Source organism: Corallibacter vietnamensis (genome assembly GCF_039537875.1).
GTDB lineage: Bacteria > Bacteroidota > Bacteroidia > Flavobacteriales > Flavobacteriaceae > Corallibacter > Corallibacter vietnamensis.
The window spans coordinates 56,438-74,062 of sequence record NZ_BAABBI010000002.1; the positions used below are offsets into that span (position 1 = coordinate 56,438).

At 33.8% G+C, this 17,625-nt stretch carries 19 protein-coding genes; 2 read left to right on the forward strand and 17 right to left on the reverse strand.

What is annotated here, in order from left to right; genetic code table 11:
* Entirely contained in the window at positions 1–135 is a 135-nt protein-coding gene (locus tag ABD690_RS08645) for a 30S ribosomal protein THX (protein WP_344729445.1), read from the reverse strand.
* Positions 136–203: 68 nt separating this feature from the next.
* Here ABD690_RS08645 and ABD690_RS08650 point away from each other — a divergent pair, with 68 nt between their 5' ends.
* The gene (locus tag ABD690_RS08650) at positions 204–857 is read left to right on the forward strand and encodes a uracil-DNA glycosylase family protein (RefSeq protein WP_344729447.1); all 654 of its coding nucleotides are present in this window, start codon (positions 204–206) and stop codon (positions 855–857) included.
* Between the two features lie 28 nt (positions 858–885).
* Positions 886–2,430, forward strand: a complete 1,545-nt coding sequence (locus tag ABD690_RS08655) for a methyl-accepting chemotaxis protein (RefSeq protein ID WP_344729449.1) — start codon at positions 886–888, stop codon at positions 2,428–2,430.
* A 51-nt stretch (positions 2,431–2,481) separates the two neighbouring features.
* Here the strand turns inward: ABD690_RS08655 and ABD690_RS08660 are convergent, their stop codons facing one another.
* The 16 genes from ABD690_RS08660 to ABD690_RS08735 form a co-directional block, all read right to left on the reverse strand.
* Complete coding sequence (locus tag ABD690_RS08660) at positions 2,482–3,591, reverse strand: restriction endonuclease subunit S (protein WP_344729451.1); 1,110 nt, start codon at positions 3,589–3,591, stop codon at positions 2,482–2,484.
* Positions 3,584–5,446: an HsdM family class I SAM-dependent methyltransferase gene (locus tag ABD690_RS08665; protein WP_344729453.1), complete on the reverse strand. Its 1,863-nt coding sequence runs from the start codon at positions 5,444–5,446 to the stop codon at positions 3,584–3,586. Before ABD690_RS08665 ends, ABD690_RS08660 begins: the two co-directional genes overlap by 8 nt.
* A 187-nt stretch (positions 5,447–5,633) precedes the next feature.
* Positions 5,634–6,395, reverse strand: coding sequence for a DUF4145 domain-containing protein (locus ABD690_RS08670; protein WP_344729454.1), 762 nt, complete (start codon positions 6,393–6,395; stop codon positions 5,634–5,636).
* A gap of 270 nt (positions 6,396–6,665) precedes the next feature.
* The gene (locus tag ABD690_RS08675) at positions 6,666–7,562 is read right to left on the reverse strand and encodes a hypothetical protein (protein WP_344729456.1); all 897 of its coding nucleotides are present in this window, start codon (positions 7,560–7,562) and stop codon (positions 6,666–6,668) included.
* 490 nt (positions 7,563–8,052) lie between these two features.
* Positions 8,053–8,445: a lysozyme inhibitor LprI family protein gene (locus ABD690_RS08680; protein WP_344729458.1), complete on the reverse strand. Its 393-nt coding sequence runs from the start codon at positions 8,443–8,445 to the stop codon at positions 8,053–8,055.
* Between the two features lie 158 nt (positions 8,446–8,603).
* The gene (locus ABD690_RS08685; RefSeq protein ID WP_344729460.1) at positions 8,604–9,482 is read right to left on the reverse strand and encodes an XAC2610-related protein; all 879 of its coding nucleotides are present in this window, start codon (positions 9,480–9,482) and stop codon (positions 8,604–8,606) included.
* Between the two features lie 189 nt (positions 9,483–9,671).
* Positions 9,672–10,379 carry a hypothetical protein gene (locus ABD690_RS08690; RefSeq protein WP_344729462.1) on the reverse strand — a complete coding sequence of 236 codons (708 nt, stop codon included), beginning with the start codon at positions 10,377–10,379 and terminating at the stop codon, positions 9,672–9,674.
* A gap of 120 nt (positions 10,380–10,499) precedes the next feature.
* Positions 10,500–11,774, reverse strand: coding sequence for a metallophosphoesterase (locus tag ABD690_RS08695; protein WP_344729464.1), 1,275 nt, complete (start codon positions 11,772–11,774; stop codon positions 10,500–10,502).
* Positions 11,775–11,900: 126 nt separating this feature from the next.
* Positions 11,901–12,353: a tRNA (cytidine(34)-2'-O)-methyltransferase gene (locus ABD690_RS08700; RefSeq protein ID WP_344729466.1), complete on the reverse strand. Its 453-nt coding sequence runs from the start codon at positions 12,351–12,353 to the stop codon at positions 11,901–11,903.
* Positions 12,354–12,437: 84 nt separating this feature from the next.
* A complete protein-coding gene (locus ABD690_RS08705) occupies positions 12,438–12,581 on the reverse strand; it encodes a hypothetical protein (protein WP_344729468.1) in 144 nt (47 codons plus the stop codon).
* Positions 12,582–12,652: 71 nt separating this feature from the next.
* The gene (trpA, locus tag ABD690_RS08710; RefSeq protein ID WP_344729470.1) at positions 12,653–13,417 is read right to left on the reverse strand and encodes a tryptophan synthase subunit alpha; all 765 of its coding nucleotides are present in this window, start codon (positions 13,415–13,417) and stop codon (positions 12,653–12,655) included.
* 2 nt (positions 13,418–13,419) lie between these two features.
* Positions 13,420–14,601, reverse strand: coding sequence for a tryptophan synthase subunit beta (gene trpB / locus ABD690_RS08715; protein WP_344729472.1), 1,182 nt, complete (start codon positions 14,599–14,601; stop codon positions 13,420–13,422).
* Positions 14,598–15,224, reverse strand: a complete 627-nt coding sequence (locus tag ABD690_RS08720) for a phosphoribosylanthranilate isomerase (RefSeq protein ID WP_344729474.1) — start codon at positions 15,222–15,224, stop codon at positions 14,598–14,600. Before ABD690_RS08720 ends, trpB begins: the two co-directional genes overlap by 4 nt.
* Positions 15,221–16,006, reverse strand: a complete 786-nt coding sequence (trpC, locus tag ABD690_RS08725) for an indole-3-glycerol phosphate synthase TrpC (RefSeq protein WP_344729476.1) — start codon at positions 16,004–16,006, stop codon at positions 15,221–15,223. Before trpC ends, ABD690_RS08720 begins: the two co-directional genes overlap by 4 nt.
* Positions 16,007–16,009: 3 nt before the next feature.
* On the reverse strand, positions 16,010–17,002 hold the full coding sequence (gene trpD, locus ABD690_RS08730) for an anthranilate phosphoribosyltransferase (protein WP_344729478.1): 993 nt from the start codon (positions 17,000–17,002) through the stop codon (positions 16,010–16,012).
* A 55-nt stretch (positions 17,003–17,057) separates the two neighbouring features.
* Complete coding sequence (locus ABD690_RS08735; RefSeq protein ID WP_344729480.1) at positions 17,058–17,624, reverse strand: anthranilate synthase component II; 567 nt, start codon at positions 17,622–17,624, stop codon at positions 17,058–17,060.
* Between the last annotated feature and the right edge of the window lies 1 nt (position 17,625).

Consider the following 17,625-nt stretch of genomic DNA (forward strand, 5'->3'; position numbering starts at 1 on the left):
CTATTTAGTTTTTACCTTTTTATCGATATTAATTTTTTCTTCTGGTCTTGTCTTTTTCTTTATTTTTTTTCGCCTAGCGCCAGATGTACCTCGATGTATTTTACCTCGTTTTGTTTTTTTGTCGCCTTTTCCCATGGTTTTTATTTAGTTTTAAGTGAAATAATAATATAATGAAAAAATACCACTTATAGAAAATCTTATCAATGTTCTTTCATAAACACCCATATAAGCCTTTTATTCAAACAGATACTAAAAAACTTATTGTTGGTACTTTGCCACCACCGCGTTTTTCAACAGGCGATTTATTGGAAAAGGATGTTGATTTTTGCTACGGAAGCTACTATAATAGTTTATGGTTGTTTATTGATAGTATTCATAATTTAGGTTTGCGATATGATAATTCTGAAGAAGCGGTAGCGCAACGCAAACAATTTCTTATTGAAAACAAGATAGGTGTTTGTGATATTGTGGCAAGTGCTAAAAGAGAGAAAATAGATGCTTCAGATTTGGGAATGACACAAATACAGTTGCGCGATATTATAGGCTATCTTAAGCAGTATCCTAATATTGATACCTTGTTATTTACTGGTGGTAATAGTAAAAATGGCCCGGAGTATTTTTTTAGAAAACACTTAAGGACGTATGGCTTAAAGCTAGAGCTGGTTCATGATGAGGTGCCTAGAATTCATAAGTTTTTTTTGAATGGAAGACTTATTAAAACGGTGTCTTTAACCTCAAGTTCTGGTGCTGCGAATATCTCAATAAGTAGGTTGCCTTTGTACAAGCAACTTAAAGCTAAAAACCCAGATTTTAATACATTTGATTTTAGGGTGATGCAATACCAAGAGTTTTTTTAGGTGTGATGGCAGCTAATGTGTAGCTGGAATGACCAATTACAGAACTGGAATGGCTAATCAGAACTTTGTGGTAGTCAATCAGAACTTTGCGGTAGTCAATCAGAACTTTGCGGTGGTCAATCAGAACTTTGCGGTGGTCAATCAGAACTTTGTGGTGGTCAATCAGAACTTTGCGGTGGTCAATCAGAACTTTGTGGTGAGCAATCAGAACTTTGTGGTGGTCAATCAGAACTTTGTACCAGTCAATCAGAACTTTGTGGTGGTCAATCAGAACTTTGTGGTGGTTAATCAGAACTTTGTACCACCTAATCAGAACTTTGTGGTGGTTAATCAGAACTTTGTACCACCTAATCAGAACTTTGTACTAGTCAATCAGAACTTTGTACTACCTAATCAGAACTTTGTACTAATCAATCAGAACTTTGTACCACCTAATCAGAACTTTGTACCAATCAATCAGAACTTTGTACTAGTCAATCAGAACTTTGTACCAGTCAATCAGAACTTTGTACCACCTAATCAGAACTTTGTACCAGTCAATCAGAACTTTGTACCACCTAATCAGAACTTTGTACCAGTCAATCAGAACTTTGTACCACCTAATCAGAACTTTGTACTAGTCAATCAGAACTTTGTACCAGTCAATCAGAACTTTGTACTACCTAATCAGAACTTTGTACTAATCAATCAGAACTTTGTACCACCTAATCAGAACTTTGTACCAATCAATCAGAACTTTGTACTAGTCAATCAGAACTTTGTACCAGTCAATCAGAACTTTGTACTAGTCAATCAGAACTTTGTACCAGTCAATCAGAACTTTGTACCACCTAATCAGAACTTTGTACTAGTCAATCAGAACTTTGTACCACCTAATCAGAACTTTGTACCACTTAATCAGAACTTTGTACCAGTCAATCAGAACTTTGTACTAGTCAATCAGAACTTTGTGGTGGTCAATCAGAACTCTGGAATGGCTAATCAGAACTCTGGAATGGCTAATCAGAACTCTGGAATGGCTAATCAGAACTCTGGAATGGTTAATCAGAACTCTGGAATGGTTAATCAGAACTCTGGAATGGTCAATCAGAACTCTGGAACGGTCAATCAAAAGTCTGGAACGGTTAATCAGAACTCTGGAACGGTTAATCAGAACTCTGGAACGGTTAATCAGAACTCTGGAATGGTTAATCAGAACTCTGGAACGGTTAATCAGAACTCTGGAACGGTTAATCAGAACTCTGGAACGGTTAATCAGAACTCTGGAACGGTTAATCAGAACTCTGGAATGACTAATCAGAACTCTGGAACAGTTAATCAGAACTCTGGAATGGCTAATCAGAACTCTGGAATGGTTAATCAGAACTCTGGAACGGTTAATCAGAACTCTGGAACGGTTAATCAGAACTCTGGAACGGTTAATCAGAACTCTGGAATGGTTAATCAGAACTCTGGAATGGTTAATCAGAACTCTGGAACGGTTAATCAGAACTCTGGAATGGTTAATCAGAACTCTGGAATGGTCAATCAGAACTCTGGAATGGTTAATCAGAACTCTGGAATGGCTGAATAGGCGTAGTTGAGGACAGCGCTATTACTTATAGGCATTGTTGGCTGTAGTTTTTTATTCAATTCTATCTCCATAAGGAAGTTTTTTGATAATTTCTTCCATAAGTTTCCAATCAGGTACATATCCATTTTCAGAATAATCTTTTTCTTTATCAATAACAGTTTCATTTCCTTTTTTTAAGACTGGAAGTTTGATTGTAAAATCTTTCCTTATATGAGAATTTAATTCTCTACCAAATGCTAAATATTTAACTTTACATTCATTACGAATTAGAGAAGAAATAAAAAGTTTAGTATGAAGCGAAAGTGATTCTTTTTCTCTTAAAACGGCAACATTTTGAGCTGTATAAAACGGCTTTTTTTGAATAAAACAAGACCCTAAAAAACTTCCGCCTAAAGAAACAGACATTGCACCTGCAGGGAAAGGGTCTTCGCCATTTATTTCATCCACTACAGAAACAACACCGTTTCCATTACTATCTCTCGATACATAGTTATATTTTGGGTCAAAATTAGTAGTCTTATTAGCATCTATTCCATTACCCATAGTAATGTTAAAAAGCTTATGCAAATAAAATTCTTTCCAATTTTCTGTTTCAAATGAGGCTTTATTGTTTCGGTTTTTTGTTTTTAATGAGTTTCCAATTGGACTGTTATTTATTTTATTTTCAATAATTGATTCCATCAATTTAAAATCAGGAACATAACCTTTAGGGTTAAATTTCTTTTCATTATCAATTATTGGATTATGATTTTTATCAAATGAAATAGGCAGTTTTATAACAATTTTTTTACTATCACCTACACGACATTGTCTGCCGTAAGTCCATTTGTAATTTTCAGAAAAATTGATGATAGACGCAATAAAAACACCTATTTTAGAAGTCATTTTAAATTTACTTGCTCTGAAAATATTAACATCGCTCGAAGCACAAAAGTCTTCTATTTGATAAAATGCTGTGCAACCAACCTTACCTGTTGTTATAGCATTACCTTTAAAATCAGGTGTTAAGCTAATTCTCTGTGCTATGCCGTTATTATTTGCTGAAGCTGTGACATAAGGTGTAAGACCTTCATCGTACTCATCCTTACTATGGTATTTACCGGGACCAATATCGAATAAATCATTCAAACAAAATTCTTCCCAATTATCTGTGTTAAGCATTTTCGCCACCATCTTTAATTATGTATGAATAATAATCTCTAATTGTTTTTTCAAAATCATCGGATTCAAGACTACTATAATCAGTTTCCATATATGCTTCTGCCAACCATTCATCTTTCCAACTAACTTTCCGCATAACAGATAAACCTGCTACTTGCTTTTTGTTTTTAAACAAATCAAGCCATAATTCTTCTGTTTTTGCCCATAAACTATTTCCTTTCTCATCAGTCATTTCAACTCTACCAAGTCCTTTCCTTTTTGTGAATTTATCGTCTCGATAATATCCAAAAAAGGTTTCTTTATTTGCTTTAATATGTTTTTGTGAAAGGTCAAACACCATACACACAGCAACTGCTGCTGCACCTGGATAAAATACTTCAACAGGTAAAGAAAATACAGCTTCTAAAGTGTAGTTATCTAGCATTTTTTTCTTAAACTCCTTGACATCTCTACTATTACCTATAGCTGCCTGCATTGGAAGTAATACTGCCATTTTAGTTAATGGTGAAACGTGTCTTGCTACCCATTCAACAAAATGGAAACCTTTTGAAGGGTCTTCTTTTTTCTTACTATCCCAATTTTTCGTATAATCGGAATTACAAAACTTTTTTGTAGCATTATACGGCGGATTCATCAATACTACATTGATGTCATTATTTTCAATCCATTTACCTTTGTTAAATAATGAGTCTTGGACAACATTCGAGTTTCCATCTCCGTGAATTAACATATTTGTAGATGACAAGCCAAATGCGCCTGCTTCATATTCAATTCCAAAAATTTGCTCTTGTTTTACTTTTTCTCGTTCATCTTCGCTTTCGCAATCATCCATTGCGTCTGTCATAGCTCTTACCAGAAAAGCACCACTACCGCAACAAGGGTCTAAAACCCTTGAATGTTTATTAACACCAACAACTTTACTCATAAAACTACATATATGGTCTGGTGTAAAAGCTTGGTTTTTATCAGATTTTCCTACATATTTATTAAAGGTTGTAAAGAACAAATTCAACAAATCTTGTCCTGCCGTATTTTTATCGTTTATGTAAGGAACTATATTAGTGTCTATAAACTTTAAAATATCAGTTAATTCTTTATAAGTAAGACTTTGAACATCTTGGTCATCTAAAACTTTATTGTTAAGAATTGCTAACTTACTAGCCTTGTTTATACTACCGCTTTTAGTTAATAATCCTTCTAAAATATCTTTGATGTTATTGAGTACTACTGTTTCTGCTTTTAGAGGTTTCCCTGTTTTAGGGTTAATTGTATCCTTAATGTTTTCATAGACTAAACCATTTTTTAATGCTAAAAGGCAAGTACCAACGAATTGGCTTCTTAATTTTTCATTTACACCGTCTGAATGTAGTTTTTCATTAAGGGTTTTGATAGAATCAATTACTTTGATTTTATCGTTAACTTTACCAAAGCATATTTCTTCATACTCTTCAAACGTTTTTAGTTTAGTTTCTTCAAGAACTATATGTTCATCATCTATAATTACTGATTGACCATACCAAACACAAATATCGTCACCTTCTGTTTCGGCAAGAATTGCAACAATTCTTTTGTCAGAATAAGCTTTTTCAAAGCGGACATAGTCTTGTAATTGTTTCTGAATTTTTTCTTTATTCCATTTACTAAACTTGTTCTTTGTTTCTATCAAAATACAAAGTCGTTCATTTTCAAATCTTATATCTAAATATTGATGGTTTGTTCCTGTATCACCTTTCTGAAAATCCTTAATATCTTTTCCGATTGATTTAAGTGCAGATGAGTAACTAAATTCTCCAGATTCAGTATTTCCAATTTGGTATTGAGCACCAATTTTGTCTATTATTTCAATTCTATTCACTCTTCTTGAAGTGTTTTGTTTTTAATTAGTTAATGTTTTTCTCAAATTACTGCCAACGTGTTTGTGTATGATTTCGTTGCGTGGTTTAAGCACTAAAGTTAGCAAATAAATCACAGATAGAAAGTCCGCGAGGACTTTCGTAAGTAGGCTATAACTAGCAATGAATTATACACGGTGTTAGGCATAGTTATTTTCGTTTTCTTGTGCCTTTCCTCTTATTAATTTCTTTCGTAATTTTCTTTATTTCCTCTTCTTCATTAGTGTATAATTTCTTTAAAGAATATTCCAACAGTTTATATGTTTCAATAATATCAATAGTTTCCACTTCGCCTGTATGACTTCCTGTATTGCCTATCCATTTAATCGCTAAAAATAAATCTCGTACTTCTATGTTACTATAAGACTGTATTCTTCGATGTAGTGAGATTGGTTTACGTTTCCCGCTTACGACTTCAAATCGTTTGACTTTTTCTTCGTTTAATAACACTTCTAGAGCTATTCTTATTTTATTGGCGCAAGATGATAAATCACACCAAAATAACTTGAAAGAGTCCCAAATTTGTTCCTTAACAGTGTCAGGACATTTTTTTGGAATATTAAAAATATTTATTGTTGGTTGAAAAAATGTCGGTGTAAAAGTATTTGTGTATTCTTCGTGATAATCGTCAAGTTCATAATCGTAATATCCGCTATGTTCAGGATTTCCTATTCCAGTAAAAAACACATTCTCACTACAAGTTTTGCATTTTAATCGTCCATTGAATGTCAGACTTATCCATTCGATTTCCCAATCATCGTTTTTAGCTCTATAATCTTTTGAAGGAACTGTTTCTTCGGATTTAAAGTCTTCGCTTACTAATTGAAGTGTATTATTTCCGCAATTTGGGCAGTTCCATTCAATTTTTGATTTTGCAGTAAAGTGTCTTTTTGTCCAAATTTCTATATCCATTCGATGGTGTTTGTGTTAATTATGCCTAACATGTGGATAAACACCCTAGTGTGTTTATCTATATGATGTTTATGCTTCTAAAAGTAGTTAAAATTTTTACAAACTCATTGGGTTTTATGGTTATTTGTGTGCTGTTATTGCTGGAGCGCTTGTTTAGGTTCTGCACCAGGTGTGGCATGACATGGTGGTTTGAGGGTATAAAAAAAACCACGAACACTAAAGCATTCGTGGTTTAAAAAATAATTAGGAGATTTTACTCCTAAAGCCAGCTTAACTTTTTATACGTGTAAAGGTAAGCCCACTTATTTGTTGATACTGCGGGCTGCTGGCACCAAAGATGGCTTTTACGGCACGTTTTACAGCTAGAAAGGTATCTACATAGCCTGTTACGGGTTCGTTGAAGAACTTGTTACGCTCTAGGCGTGAGGTGCTCCATACGGCTTGTGCGGTGCTTACGGCATTGTTGGTGGCTTTCATGGCATCGCGTTTGTTTGTGAGTGCGGTGAGTTGCAGCTCGGGTATGTTGGGCTGATACTGGGTGCAGGTTGATAGCACATTAATAAGGTCTGTAAGGTGCTGAATTTGCTCTGTAAATGAGGTTTGACTAGCACTGATGTGTTTTGCGGTGCTGTTAGGGTTTATCTTGATGATACGTTGCCCACGGATTTTTAGTACATAGTGCTTGGCTTTGTCTATGGTTGCTAGTGGTGCGCCAGAAGCTTTTAGCTCGTTTAGGATGCGTGTTGCTAGTGTTTTGAGGTTGCGATACACATCTTGACGGGCTTGTGTGGTGTTCTTTTTTTCTTGCATTTTTGCACGGGCGCTGTCTAGGAGGTCCTGGCCTTTGGTGTTCATGGCTTCAAGGCTGGCTACGGCAATGGCGGGATTGCTAGGGTTGTAATTGGTGTCATAGGTAATGAGGTAGTCTACTACTTGTATACCGTGGGTGATGTTTAGCGCCATACCGGTTTCGTAATAGCCTGAGGTACGCGCTTGTTTGAGCTGGGGTTGTTTTGTAACATTTTTGCTTGTTACAGGCTGGGTACTGGTGGTTTGTGGTAATTGGATTTTGTGTTTTTCCAATAGTTGTTTTGGCATTTGTGCCGCTTGATTGATTAGTTCGTTGGCTGTTTGCGTTTTAGAACTGTTTTTTACTTGTGTCTTCATGATTTTAGTTGTTTTAGGTTAATAAAGACTTGGGTTGGCCATTTTCCGGTTTTTTTATACAGGCGTTACTGCCACGACCATGCGGTATAGCCTGTGTTTTGGCTATTAATAGAAAGGGAGCGTGTGTTTTTGGCTTTTAGTTGTACCTCGCGATGTACTGGCTAATGTGCTTAAAACGAGGTGAATATAGAAAAGGTTTTTGAGACTTGCAAATTTTTTATCGATAAAGTGTTGTTTTTATCCGATGAAATGCGTTGTAGATTGGTGAAAGGAGGCTTTATGGGTTGGCCTTTTTTTTATTTAGAGTTCGAATTTTTAGCTTGCTTACAGCGTGCTTATATAAGAATAGTTGTGTGTTTTAATCACTAAAGTTGGCAAATAAATCACAGATAGAAAGTCCGGGAGGATTTTGCTTAGCCAGTTCGCTTTGCTTGTGTAGGACGTAGGTGGGAACTAGCAATAAATTATATATGGTATTGATAATTGGTTTTTAATTTGTTTTTACTGAACCTGAACACATATCGCCTTCTTCAATTCCATTAAGCCAAACTTTTAGTTTTTTAGTTCTTTCTTCAGTTAATTCTTTTAAGTAAAAAGCTCTGCACATAGGATGTGATGAACCATAATGGGGTGTTTTATAATTTGGATATTTCATTTCTAATTCTGAATCACGAAATTTTATCCAAATACGTTGTGATTTTTTTAGGTTTTCTATGAAAATTGCATCTGATTTATATGTAGTAAGAATCTTATTATAAACATTGTTTAATTCTTTGTCAGCTTCATGAAATAAATCATAAGCTTCTTGATTCATTTCTGTTTGCGTTTGTGAGAAACAATTAAAAGTCAAAGTTAGAATTATAAAGGCTAATATATTTTTCATTTGTTTTTTTAGCTTTTAGTCAATGTGTTTGTGTAAGGTTTGTTGCGTGGGTTGTGCACTAATTTAGCAAATACAAACCGAATAGAAAAGCTTGAGACACGAGCATAAAGAGTGAGCTGTGTGTTAGTAACGGTTATATGCGGTGTTATACAGCGTTGTTATTCACATTTGGTTTCAATAAAATCTTCTTTTTCGTCATTATATTCCAGGCATTTTTTTTCAATTAAAATCATTTCATTGTTGACTACTTTATAGGTAGCATTCATATGGCTTCTGCCTGCACAACATTGATTGTGTTCGTAAATGAGTTTTGAATCATTGTCAAATGCTAAAGAGATGCCACTAAAATTACTTTTTAAATATTGATTAGAGTTAGGGACTCTTAAAATGTAAATACTTGACGTATTTGGACCTGCATAACTTCCTTCAAAGACCGAAAAATCTTCAATTCCATCAAAGTTATAATCACCTACACTTACGTTGTCTATTCCGAATAATTGGCAGTCTAATTCAATAGTTTGAATTAACTTATCTGTCTTTTTTTCAAATATTTTAATACCTGCTATTCTTGCATAAAAGTTATCTTTTTCTTTATTTATTATGGTTTTAAAATAATGTTGTTTTGTAGATTTTGACTGAAGTAATTCATAGCCTGTCCACTCTAAATTGTCTCCGTAATAAATTTCAAAATCTTTGTGTAATGAAATTTGATAAGTTTTTGATTTGTCAGATTTAATCCAGGTTCCTTTAATTTCTTCTTTTTTATCATCGAAATTTTCAAAGACTAATGTTGCGATATTGTTTCCGTTTTTATCTTTTTCGAAAAGGCATAATTCACCATTTTTAAGTTTCCCATTAATGGTTATTGGGTTGTCATAATTATTGTATGCGTAATAAGCTAAAGAAACTCCGTCACTATAATGGTACATTACTAATGTGATTGGAGATTTTCCTAAATAACCAGAATAGCTTGATTGACTTTTTACGGTTATTGTAAATAACAGTAGGGCTAATAATATGTTAAGTTTTATTCTCATCAAATTGGAGCTAGCGTGTTTGTATATGGTTTCGTTGCGTGCAAATTAGCGATTATTTTTTGGTTGAGCACAGACGTGAGCAATTCCGAGTGGATTGCTTTGCCAGTTCGCACTTTGTGCTCGTGTCAGAAGTAGTCGAATCCGCCGTAATTGCGGTTATATATTGTTGTATGTAGTGCTTTATTTACGTTATTTTTTGTCAAATCCTTTAAATTCCATTCTTTTCATTGTCGGACAATGATTAACCACAATATCAAATTCAGACACTTTTTCTTTTGGTGTCACGTACCATTCGCCAAAACTATAAGTTAGCAAATAGACATTTTCAAATTCGGTTGGTTTTATGGTCAGTTCAGTTTTTTCAGTATCCGTTTTTTGTGGAACAGTTCTTAATTCCAATGAGATTTCATTTTCCGTTATTTTCCTTAAATCAGATATCAAGTCAGTGTGAGGTTCCAGTTGGTAGAAGAATAGAACTGAACTTTCATTTATTTCAAAAGCGGTTGTATTTCCATCACAAGGTTCATAAATCACAAATTCATTGTTGAGTTTTTTTAAACTTATCCAATGCCTTGGAAATTCTTTTAGGTCAATTTTTATTGGTTTATGCTTTTTTGCAATTTCTTTTTCGTGATATGAAATTGCGTCATTATCCATTCGGTTTGGTTTCGAGTTAATCAGTCTTTTAAACGTTTCTGAATTCCGAGTTGTGTCGATAAACAACTGATGTTTAGAAAGGTCAAGATTTTTTGGATTGTTCTTTTCCAAAATTGTATCCAAATCAACTTTCCACGCAGGAATTTCAGTCGGTTTATTTTCCGCTTTTTCTGGTTTGGTTTTCTCTTTACAAGAAACCAAAACCCCAAATATTAATGCTATGTAGATTGCTTTTCTCAAATGGTGTACAACATATAGATAAACGCACTAGTGTGTTTATCTATATTATGTTTGTGCTTCTAAAAGTAGTTAAAATTTTTACAAACCCATTGGGTTTTATGGTTATTTGTGAGTTGGTAGTTAGTGTTTTAGTGATAGCTTGTCTCCTAAATCATTAATCTTGTAAAAATTATTGTTTTCAATTAGTAATCCTTTAGTTTTTCCAGAGTTCATTTCTAAACCGTGTTTCACATCTATTTTAATAACTTTACCATTATAATCAGTTTGTATATCATTAACAAGCGAGTGGCCAATTACAATTTTTGAGGCTTTAAAATGCTTTAAAATAGCATTTACAGTTTCTTGTGTTGTTGGGTTAATATCAATACCACTAGCTTTAAGCGCAAGTTTGTGTTTGGTGTCTAAATTAAGCCTTCTGTCCCAGAACGGGCTATTTATTCCGCTGACAATAATTTCGTCTCTATCATTTTTGATATTGGCTTTTGAAGGAACCTTGCCGTAATATTTTCTTGCAATTGTATTTAACTCGTTAATATCATAAGCATTTTCTAAATGGTATTTATTCAATCCTCCGTGAACAAAAATGATGGTTCCAATTTTTTCAACAATATTTTTAGTGCGTAACCATCTTCCTAATTCTGAATCTTGGCTGTATAATTGTTTTATAGATGTATTCCAGTTTTTTGTTTTACAAATTTGTTTTGCAGCGTGAATATACTTTTGATCATTATATTTTATATGGCCGTATAGGTTCATGATTTCATGGTTTCCCATAATGAAATGTACTTTTCCGCCATGTAATAATGCCTGATTTTCTAAATGATATATAAGCCAAAGTACTTGTGTTACTTCAGAACCTCTATCAAAAAAATCTCCGTTGCATACTAAATGCCCATCATTAAAAATCCAATTGGCTTGTTTGTCAATAACATGGTTTGCTAATAAAAAGCTATATAATGCGTCAAAGTTTCCTTCTATATCAGAAATGGCTATTAGCTTTTTGGGCATGTCATAGTGGTCATTTTCTTGGCTTAAGTTTTTATTGAGCGACACAGTAAAGCTAGGAAGGCTTGTGTTGTTAGTAACAACTGTAAGAGGTTTTGAAGTATCAAGTTTTATTTTACTTAACGCATTGTTTTTAGATATAGAGAAAACAGAATCTTTATAAACATATGGGCCATCTGCACCATTAAATTTTGTTTCTATGGGTTGCTTTATTTTAAAACCAAATGGTTTGTCGTTTTTCCAAAACGCATTTATACCAGACCAATAAAAATTATAAATTCCTTTTTCGGAGTCAGTATCTTGATAACCCAAAATTATTGTGGTTATCGCCATATAGAGCGCAAATAGAATAAGACACCATTTTAATATTTTTTTTAATACACTTTTCATGTTATGATATTTTTATGTAATCAGCTTTACAAGTTGATATTGATCTGTTTACATATCAGTACAAGTGTGTGTGAATTTGTTACAAAAAATAAATGGTTAGTGGGTTTATCTTGCTTTTGAATTGTATTATTGTAGTTGACGTAAACCTTCGTAAACAATAATGCTTACTGCATTTGATAGGTTTAAGCTACGTATGTGCTCACTGTATAAGGGAATTTTAAATAAATGATCTTGGTGTTGCGTTGTGATATTTTTGGGTAAGCCTACAGATTCTTTACCAAAAACTAAAAATAGATTGTCTTCAAATGTAATATCCCAGTGTTGTTTCTTGCCGTGACTAGAAAGAAATACCATGTTTGCATTGCTGTTTTTTTGAAAAAAATCATCAATATTATCATAATAAATAACATCAAGATGTTGCCAATAATCTAATCCTGCACGTTTTAGTCTGGAATCATTTATTTCAAAACCAAAAGGTTTTACAAGGTGTAGTTTTGATCCTGTTGCTAATGCTAATCGGCCTATGTTTCCTGTGTTATTAGGTATTTCGGGTTCTATTAAAACAATGTTTAAAGGCATATTTTTAAATTGTAAAAAGCTGTAAATATAAAAACCTATTCGGTAATGAATAGGTTTTAAGGAGTGTTTATGTGTTTTTAAAAATTAGCTTTTGTTTTGCTGTTCTTTAATAGTGTCCTTATCAATATCAAACTGGTTGGTATTTTGATTGGTGTTACCAGTAGGGTTTGTAGGGTTGTTTTGTTCTTTTTTAGGTTTAAATTTTCTTTTATCTTCAATAGTTCCCATAATATTTTTGTTTTTTGATTCATTATAATCTAACAAATTTTAAACAGAATTTTATTAAAACTATCTTAAAATCAGATTCTTATTTGTTTGGTGAATTCGTCAATGGTCTCAACACCATTATTTGTTATATGTTTTATAAAAGCACTGCCTATAATGGCGCCTTTAGCATACGTTGTTGCTTGTGTAAATGTTTCTTTATTTGATATACCAAAACCTATAACCTGTGGGTTTTTTAGGTTCATATTTTTAATGCGTTCAAAATATTGTGTTTGCTTGTCACCAAACCCAGTTTTACTTCCAGTAACACTAGCGCTACTAACCATATAAATGAAACCGTTTGATATGCTATCTATAAAACGAATGCGCTTTTCAGAGGTTTGCGGCGTAATTAAAAATACATTAATAAGTCCGTAGCTCTCAAAAATAGACTTGTAATGTTCGTGATATACATCAACAGGTAAATCAGGAATGATGAGTCCATCTATGCCTATTTCGTTACATTTTTTGCAAAACGCTTCAACACCAAATTGCAATATTGGATTAAAATAACCCATGATAATTAGTGGGATAGACACACTTTTTCTGATGTCTTTTAATTGTTTAAAAAGCACTTCGGTTGTCATACCATTTTTTAATGCTTTCGTAGAGCTTGCTTGAATGGTAGGACCATCAGCTAGTGGATCACTAAAAGGAAGTCCTATTTCTATCATATCAACACCACTTTTTTCAAGGTCTTGAATTATTGCAACTGTATCATTGAGGTTTGGGTAGCCTGCAGTGAAATATATAGAAAGTAACTTTTTATCTTCGTTAAGTTTATGTTGAATTCTGTTCATCGTTATAAATTAAAATGCTTAATATATGTTGCTAAATCTTTGTCGCCACGACCAGATAGACTCACGACTACAATATCATTTGGTTTGAATTTTTTCTGTTCAAAAACAGCAAGCGCATGTGAGCTTTCAATAGCAGGAATAATACCTTCTAGTTTACATAGGTCTAAACCAGCATTCATGGCTTCGTTATCTGTTACAGCAATAAATTCAGCACGACCAGATGTATATAAATGTGCATGCATAGGTCCTACGCCAGGATAATCTAATCCGGCAGAGATAGAGTAGGGCTCGGTAATTTGCCCGTCTTTAGTTTGCATAAGAAGTGTTTTGCTACCATGTATAATGCCTTCTCTACCTAATACAGATGTTGCCGCGCTTTCTCCAGAGTGTATGCCATGACCAGCAGCTTCAACCGCTATAAGGTTTACATGTTCGTTTTCTAAAAAATGATAATAAGCACCCGCAGCATTACTGCCACCACCAACACAAGCAATAACATAGTCAGGATTGCTTTTTCCTTCGTGTTCTTTAAGCTGCCATTGAATTTCTTCAGAAACTACAGATTGAAATCTGGCTACCATATCTGGATAAGGATGCGGACCAACAACACTGCCTATGATATAATGCGTGTCAATAGGATTGTTTATCCAATCTCTTATAGCTTCGTTAGTTGCGTCTTTTAAGGTTTTGCTTCCTGATGTTGCAGGCACAACGGTAGCGCCTAGCATTTTCATTCTAGCAACGTTAGGTGCTTGTCTAGCAATGTCAATTTCTCCCATGTAAACAATACATTCTATTCCCATTAACGCACAAACTGTTGCCGTGGCAACACCATGTTGACCAGCACCTGTTTCAGCAATAATTCTTGTTTTGCCTAGGCGTTTTGCCATAAGAATTTGTCCAATAGTATTGTTTATTTTATGAGCGCCTGTATGGTTGAGGTCTTCTCGTTTTAAATAAATTTTGGTCTGGTATTTTTCAGATAGGCGCTTGGCAAAGTAAAGCGGAGAAGGTCTGCCAACATAGTTTTTTAAAAGCTCATCAAACTCGGTTTTAAAACTAGGTTCGTTCATTACCTTAAGGTAGTTTTGACGTAGCTCTTCTACATTTGGATAAAGCATTTCAGGAATGTATGCGCCTCCAAATTCTCCATAATAGCCTTTTTCGTTTATATTGTAGTTCATAATTGTGTGTAGAATTCTTGTAGTTTTTCTAAATTTTTTAAACCGGGTTTGTCTTCAAATTTGCTGTTTACATCTATGGCATAGCAATATTTTGAAGCCGTTGTTTTTGTAAATGCATGTATGTTTTTTAATTCATCCAGTCCTATGCCGCCACTTAAAAAATAAGGTTTTGTAGATGGATAATTATTAAGAATCTCCCAATTAAATACATAGCCATTTCCGCCTGGCAATTTTCCTTTGGTGTCAAAAAGAAAGTAATCGCAAACGGCCTCATAGGGTTTTAAAGTATCAAAGTTGAATTGGTCTTTTATTGAAAATACTTTAATGATTTCAATAGGATGGCTTAATAGGGTTTGCTTTAATTCGTTGCAAAAATCAGCAGATTCGCTTCCGTGAAGTTGAATAACATCTAAACTGTGTTTTTTTATTTTTGATATTATGTAATCACTTTCGGCATTCACAAAAACACCAACTTTTTTTATCCCTTTTGGTAGTTCAGGAATATCCCCTTCAAAATACCTACTTGAGTTTTCGTAGAAGATAAAGCCTAGATAGTCAGGCTGCAAGTTGGCAACGTTAGTGATGTTATCTTGATATTTCATGCCACATACTTTTAGCTTCATAACTTTAAAGATTCTATAAATTGTTTAGCATTTGCACCAGGATTATCAGTTTTCATAAAGTTTTCTCCAATTAGAAATCCTTTGTAGCCAAAAGGTTGTAAGGTTTTTATAGCATCAATAGCGCTGATACCACTTTCTGAAACTTTTACAAAGTCGTTAGGTATTAGTGAGCTTAAACTTTTGCTAGTTTCTAAACTTACTTCAAAAGTTTTTAGGTTTCTATTGTTGACGCCAATCATATCCAAACTAGGCATGATAGATTTATGTAACTCTTCTTCATTATGAACTTCTAAAAGTACATCAAGGTTTAAGCTTTTTGCTAATTCAGAATATTGCTTAATCTTATCTTTGGTAAGAATGGCTGCGATAAGTAAAATAGCATCTGCACCATGAGCTTTAGCCTCAATAATTTGATAAGAATCGATAATAAACTCTTTTCGGAGCAAAGGTATATTGCAGCTGGCTCTTGCTATTAGTAAATCATCTAGAGAACCACCAAAATATTTGCCGTCAGTTAAAACAGACATGCCACAAACATTAGCCTTTTCATAGCCTGAAGCAACATCATACACATTGAGTTTGTGATTTATGACTTCTTTTGAAGGCGAACGACGTTTGTGCTCTGCTATAATTCCGGTTGTACTTTTTGATAAGTTTTTTGCAAGTGAAATGGTAGCTCTTTCAAATAAAACAGATTGTTCTAACTGCTTTACAGGTATTAGAGACTTTTTTATCTTAACTTCTTGTCGCTTATCAATGACTATGTTATTAAGTATGTCCATAAATTATTGGCTTAAAGCTACGAGCTTATCAAAACGCTTTTTTGCATTTCCGCTCATTAATGATTGTTTTGCTAATTCAAAACTTTCTTGAATTGATGTGTTTTTTACTGTAGAAATAGCCAAAGCAGCATTAGCGCAAACCACATGATTTTGAGCTTCGGTGCCTTGACCTTGTAAAACATGCATGAAAATTTTAGCAGAACTCTCAATAGAATTTCCACCGTGTATGGCATTTTGGTTTAATGTGTCTATACCAAAATCTGACGGGTTTAAAACAAGCTCTGTATTGTTGTTTGTGACTTTTGCAGCTCCAGTAAGAGAGATTTCGTCATAACCGTCTAGTGCATGAACAATATTATAGTTTTTATCTGTGGTTTGATATAAATAGCTGTATAAACGAAGTAATTCTAAACTAAAAACACCAACCATTTGATTTTTTGGAAACGACGGATTAACCATTGGACCAAGCATATTAAAAAATGTTTTTACACCTAAATCATGACGAATAGGCGCCACATTTTTCATAGCAGGGTGAAATAAAGGTGCGTGAAGCACACAAATACCAGCGTCATCTAAACAGGTTTTTAAAAACGCAATATCATTACTAAATTTTATACCTAAATATTCCAATACGTTTGAAGATCCGCAAGCAGAAGAAACGCCATAATTACCATGCTTTGTAACATTTACATCAGCACCAGCTGTTACAAATGATGCTAGTGTTGAAATATTGAAAGTGTCTTTGCCATCTCCGCCAGTACCGCATAAATCAACCGCATTGTAGGCGTCTAAATTTACAGGGATACAAAGTTCTAGCAAGGCATCTCGAAATCCTTGTAACTCTTCTATGGTAATATTTCGCATCATATACACGGTTAAGAATGATGCAATTTGACTTTGATTATAATCTCCTTTAGAAATATTAACAAGAACTTGTTTCGCTTCTTCGGTAGAGATGCTTTCTTGATTTATAAGTCTGTTTAATATATGTTTCATAATGATTTCTGTAAAACTGAAAGATTTTTAATTTTTTAAATTCAATGATTAGATTTTAAGAATTAACCCAATTTTCTAACATTTTTTTTCCATCAGGTGTTAACACAGATTCTGGGTGAAATTGCACGCCTTTAACATCATATATTTTATGGCGTAACGACATGATTTGTCCGTTGTCATCAAAAGATGTTGCTTCAAGCGTTTCAGGAAGTGTTTCGTTTACAACCCAAGAATGGTAGCGACCAACACTTATGGTTTTATCTAGTCCTTTGAATAAGGGTTCATCATCAACTGTAACGGTAATGTTTGTAGCAACACCGTGGTAAACAGCTTCTAGGTTTATAAGAGAACCGCCAAAAACTTCGCCAATAGCTTGTTGACCCAAGCAAACGCCAAGAATGCTTTTAGTAGCCGCATATTTTTTTATAATAGGTTTTAACAAGCCAGCCTCGTCAGGAATTCCAGGTCCTGGAGATAAAACAATTTTATCAAAGGCTTCAACATCGTCTATATGAAGTTGGTCATTTCGTTTTACTGTAACGTCACAATCTAAATCTTCTAGGTAGTGTACCAAATTGTAGGTAAAACTATCGTAATTGTCAATAACTAATACTTTTTTCATA

Bases quoted from the DNA above. Each gene is read 5' to 3' on its own strand.
- ABD690_RS08660 (WP_344729451.1), bottom strand. From the start codon at position 3,591: ATGCTTAACACAGATAATTGGGAAGAATTTTGTTTGAATGATTTATTC.
- ABD690_RS08700 (WP_344729466.1), bottom strand. From the start codon at position 12,353: ATGCCTTTAAACATTGTTTTAATAGAACCCGAAATACCTAATAACACA.
- ABD690_RS08680 (WP_344729458.1), bottom strand. From the start codon at position 8,445: ATGAAAAATATATTAGCCTTTATAATTCTAACTTTGACTTTTAATTGT.
- ABD690_RS08675 (WP_344729456.1), bottom strand. From the start codon at position 7,562: ATGAAGACACAAGTAAAAAACAGTTCTAAAACGCAAACAGCCAACGAA.
- ABD690_RS08645 (WP_344729445.1), bottom strand. From the start codon at position 135: ATGGGAAAAGGCGACAAAAAAACAAAACGAGGTAAAATACATCGAGGT.
- trpA (WP_344729470.1), bottom strand. From the start codon at position 13,417: ATGAACAGAATTCAACATAAACTTAACGAAGATAAAAAGTTACTTTCT.
- trpB (WP_344729472.1), bottom strand. From the start codon at position 14,601: ATGAACTACAATATAAACGAAAAAGGCTATTATGGAGAATTTGGAGGC.
- ABD690_RS08655 (WP_344729449.1), top strand. From the start codon at position 886: ATGACCAATTACAGAACTGGAATGGCTAATCAGAACTTTGTGGTAGTC.
- ABD690_RS08695 (WP_344729464.1), bottom strand. From the start codon at position 11,774: ATGAAAAGTGTATTAAAAAAAATATTAAAATGGTGTCTTATTCTATTT.
- trpC (WP_344729476.1), bottom strand. From the start codon at position 16,006: ATGGACATACTTAATAACATAGTCATTGATAAGCGACAAGAAGTTAAG.
- ABD690_RS08720 (WP_344729474.1), bottom strand. From the start codon at position 15,224: ATGAAGCTAAAAGTATGTGGCATGAAATATCAAGATAACATCACTAAC.
- ABD690_RS08705 (WP_344729468.1), bottom strand. From the start codon at position 12,581: ATGGGAACTATTGAAGATAAAAGAAAATTTAAACCTAAAAAAGAACAA.
- trpD (WP_344729478.1), bottom strand. From the start codon at position 17,002: ATGAAACATATATTAAACAGACTTATAAATCAAGAAAGCATCTCTACC.
- ABD690_RS08670 (WP_344729454.1), bottom strand. From the start codon at position 6,395: ATGGATATAGAAATTTGGACAAAAAGACACTTTACTGCAAAATCAAAA.
- ABD690_RS08650 (WP_344729447.1), top strand. From the start codon at position 204: ATGTTCTTTCATAAACACCCATATAAGCCTTTTATTCAAACAGATACT.
- ABD690_RS08685 (WP_344729460.1), bottom strand. From the start codon at position 9,482: ATGAGAATAAAACTTAACATATTATTAGCCCTACTGTTATTTACAATA.
- ABD690_RS08735 (WP_344729480.1), bottom strand. From the start codon at position 17,624: ATGAAAAAAGTATTAGTTATTGACAATTACGATAGTTTTACCTACAAT.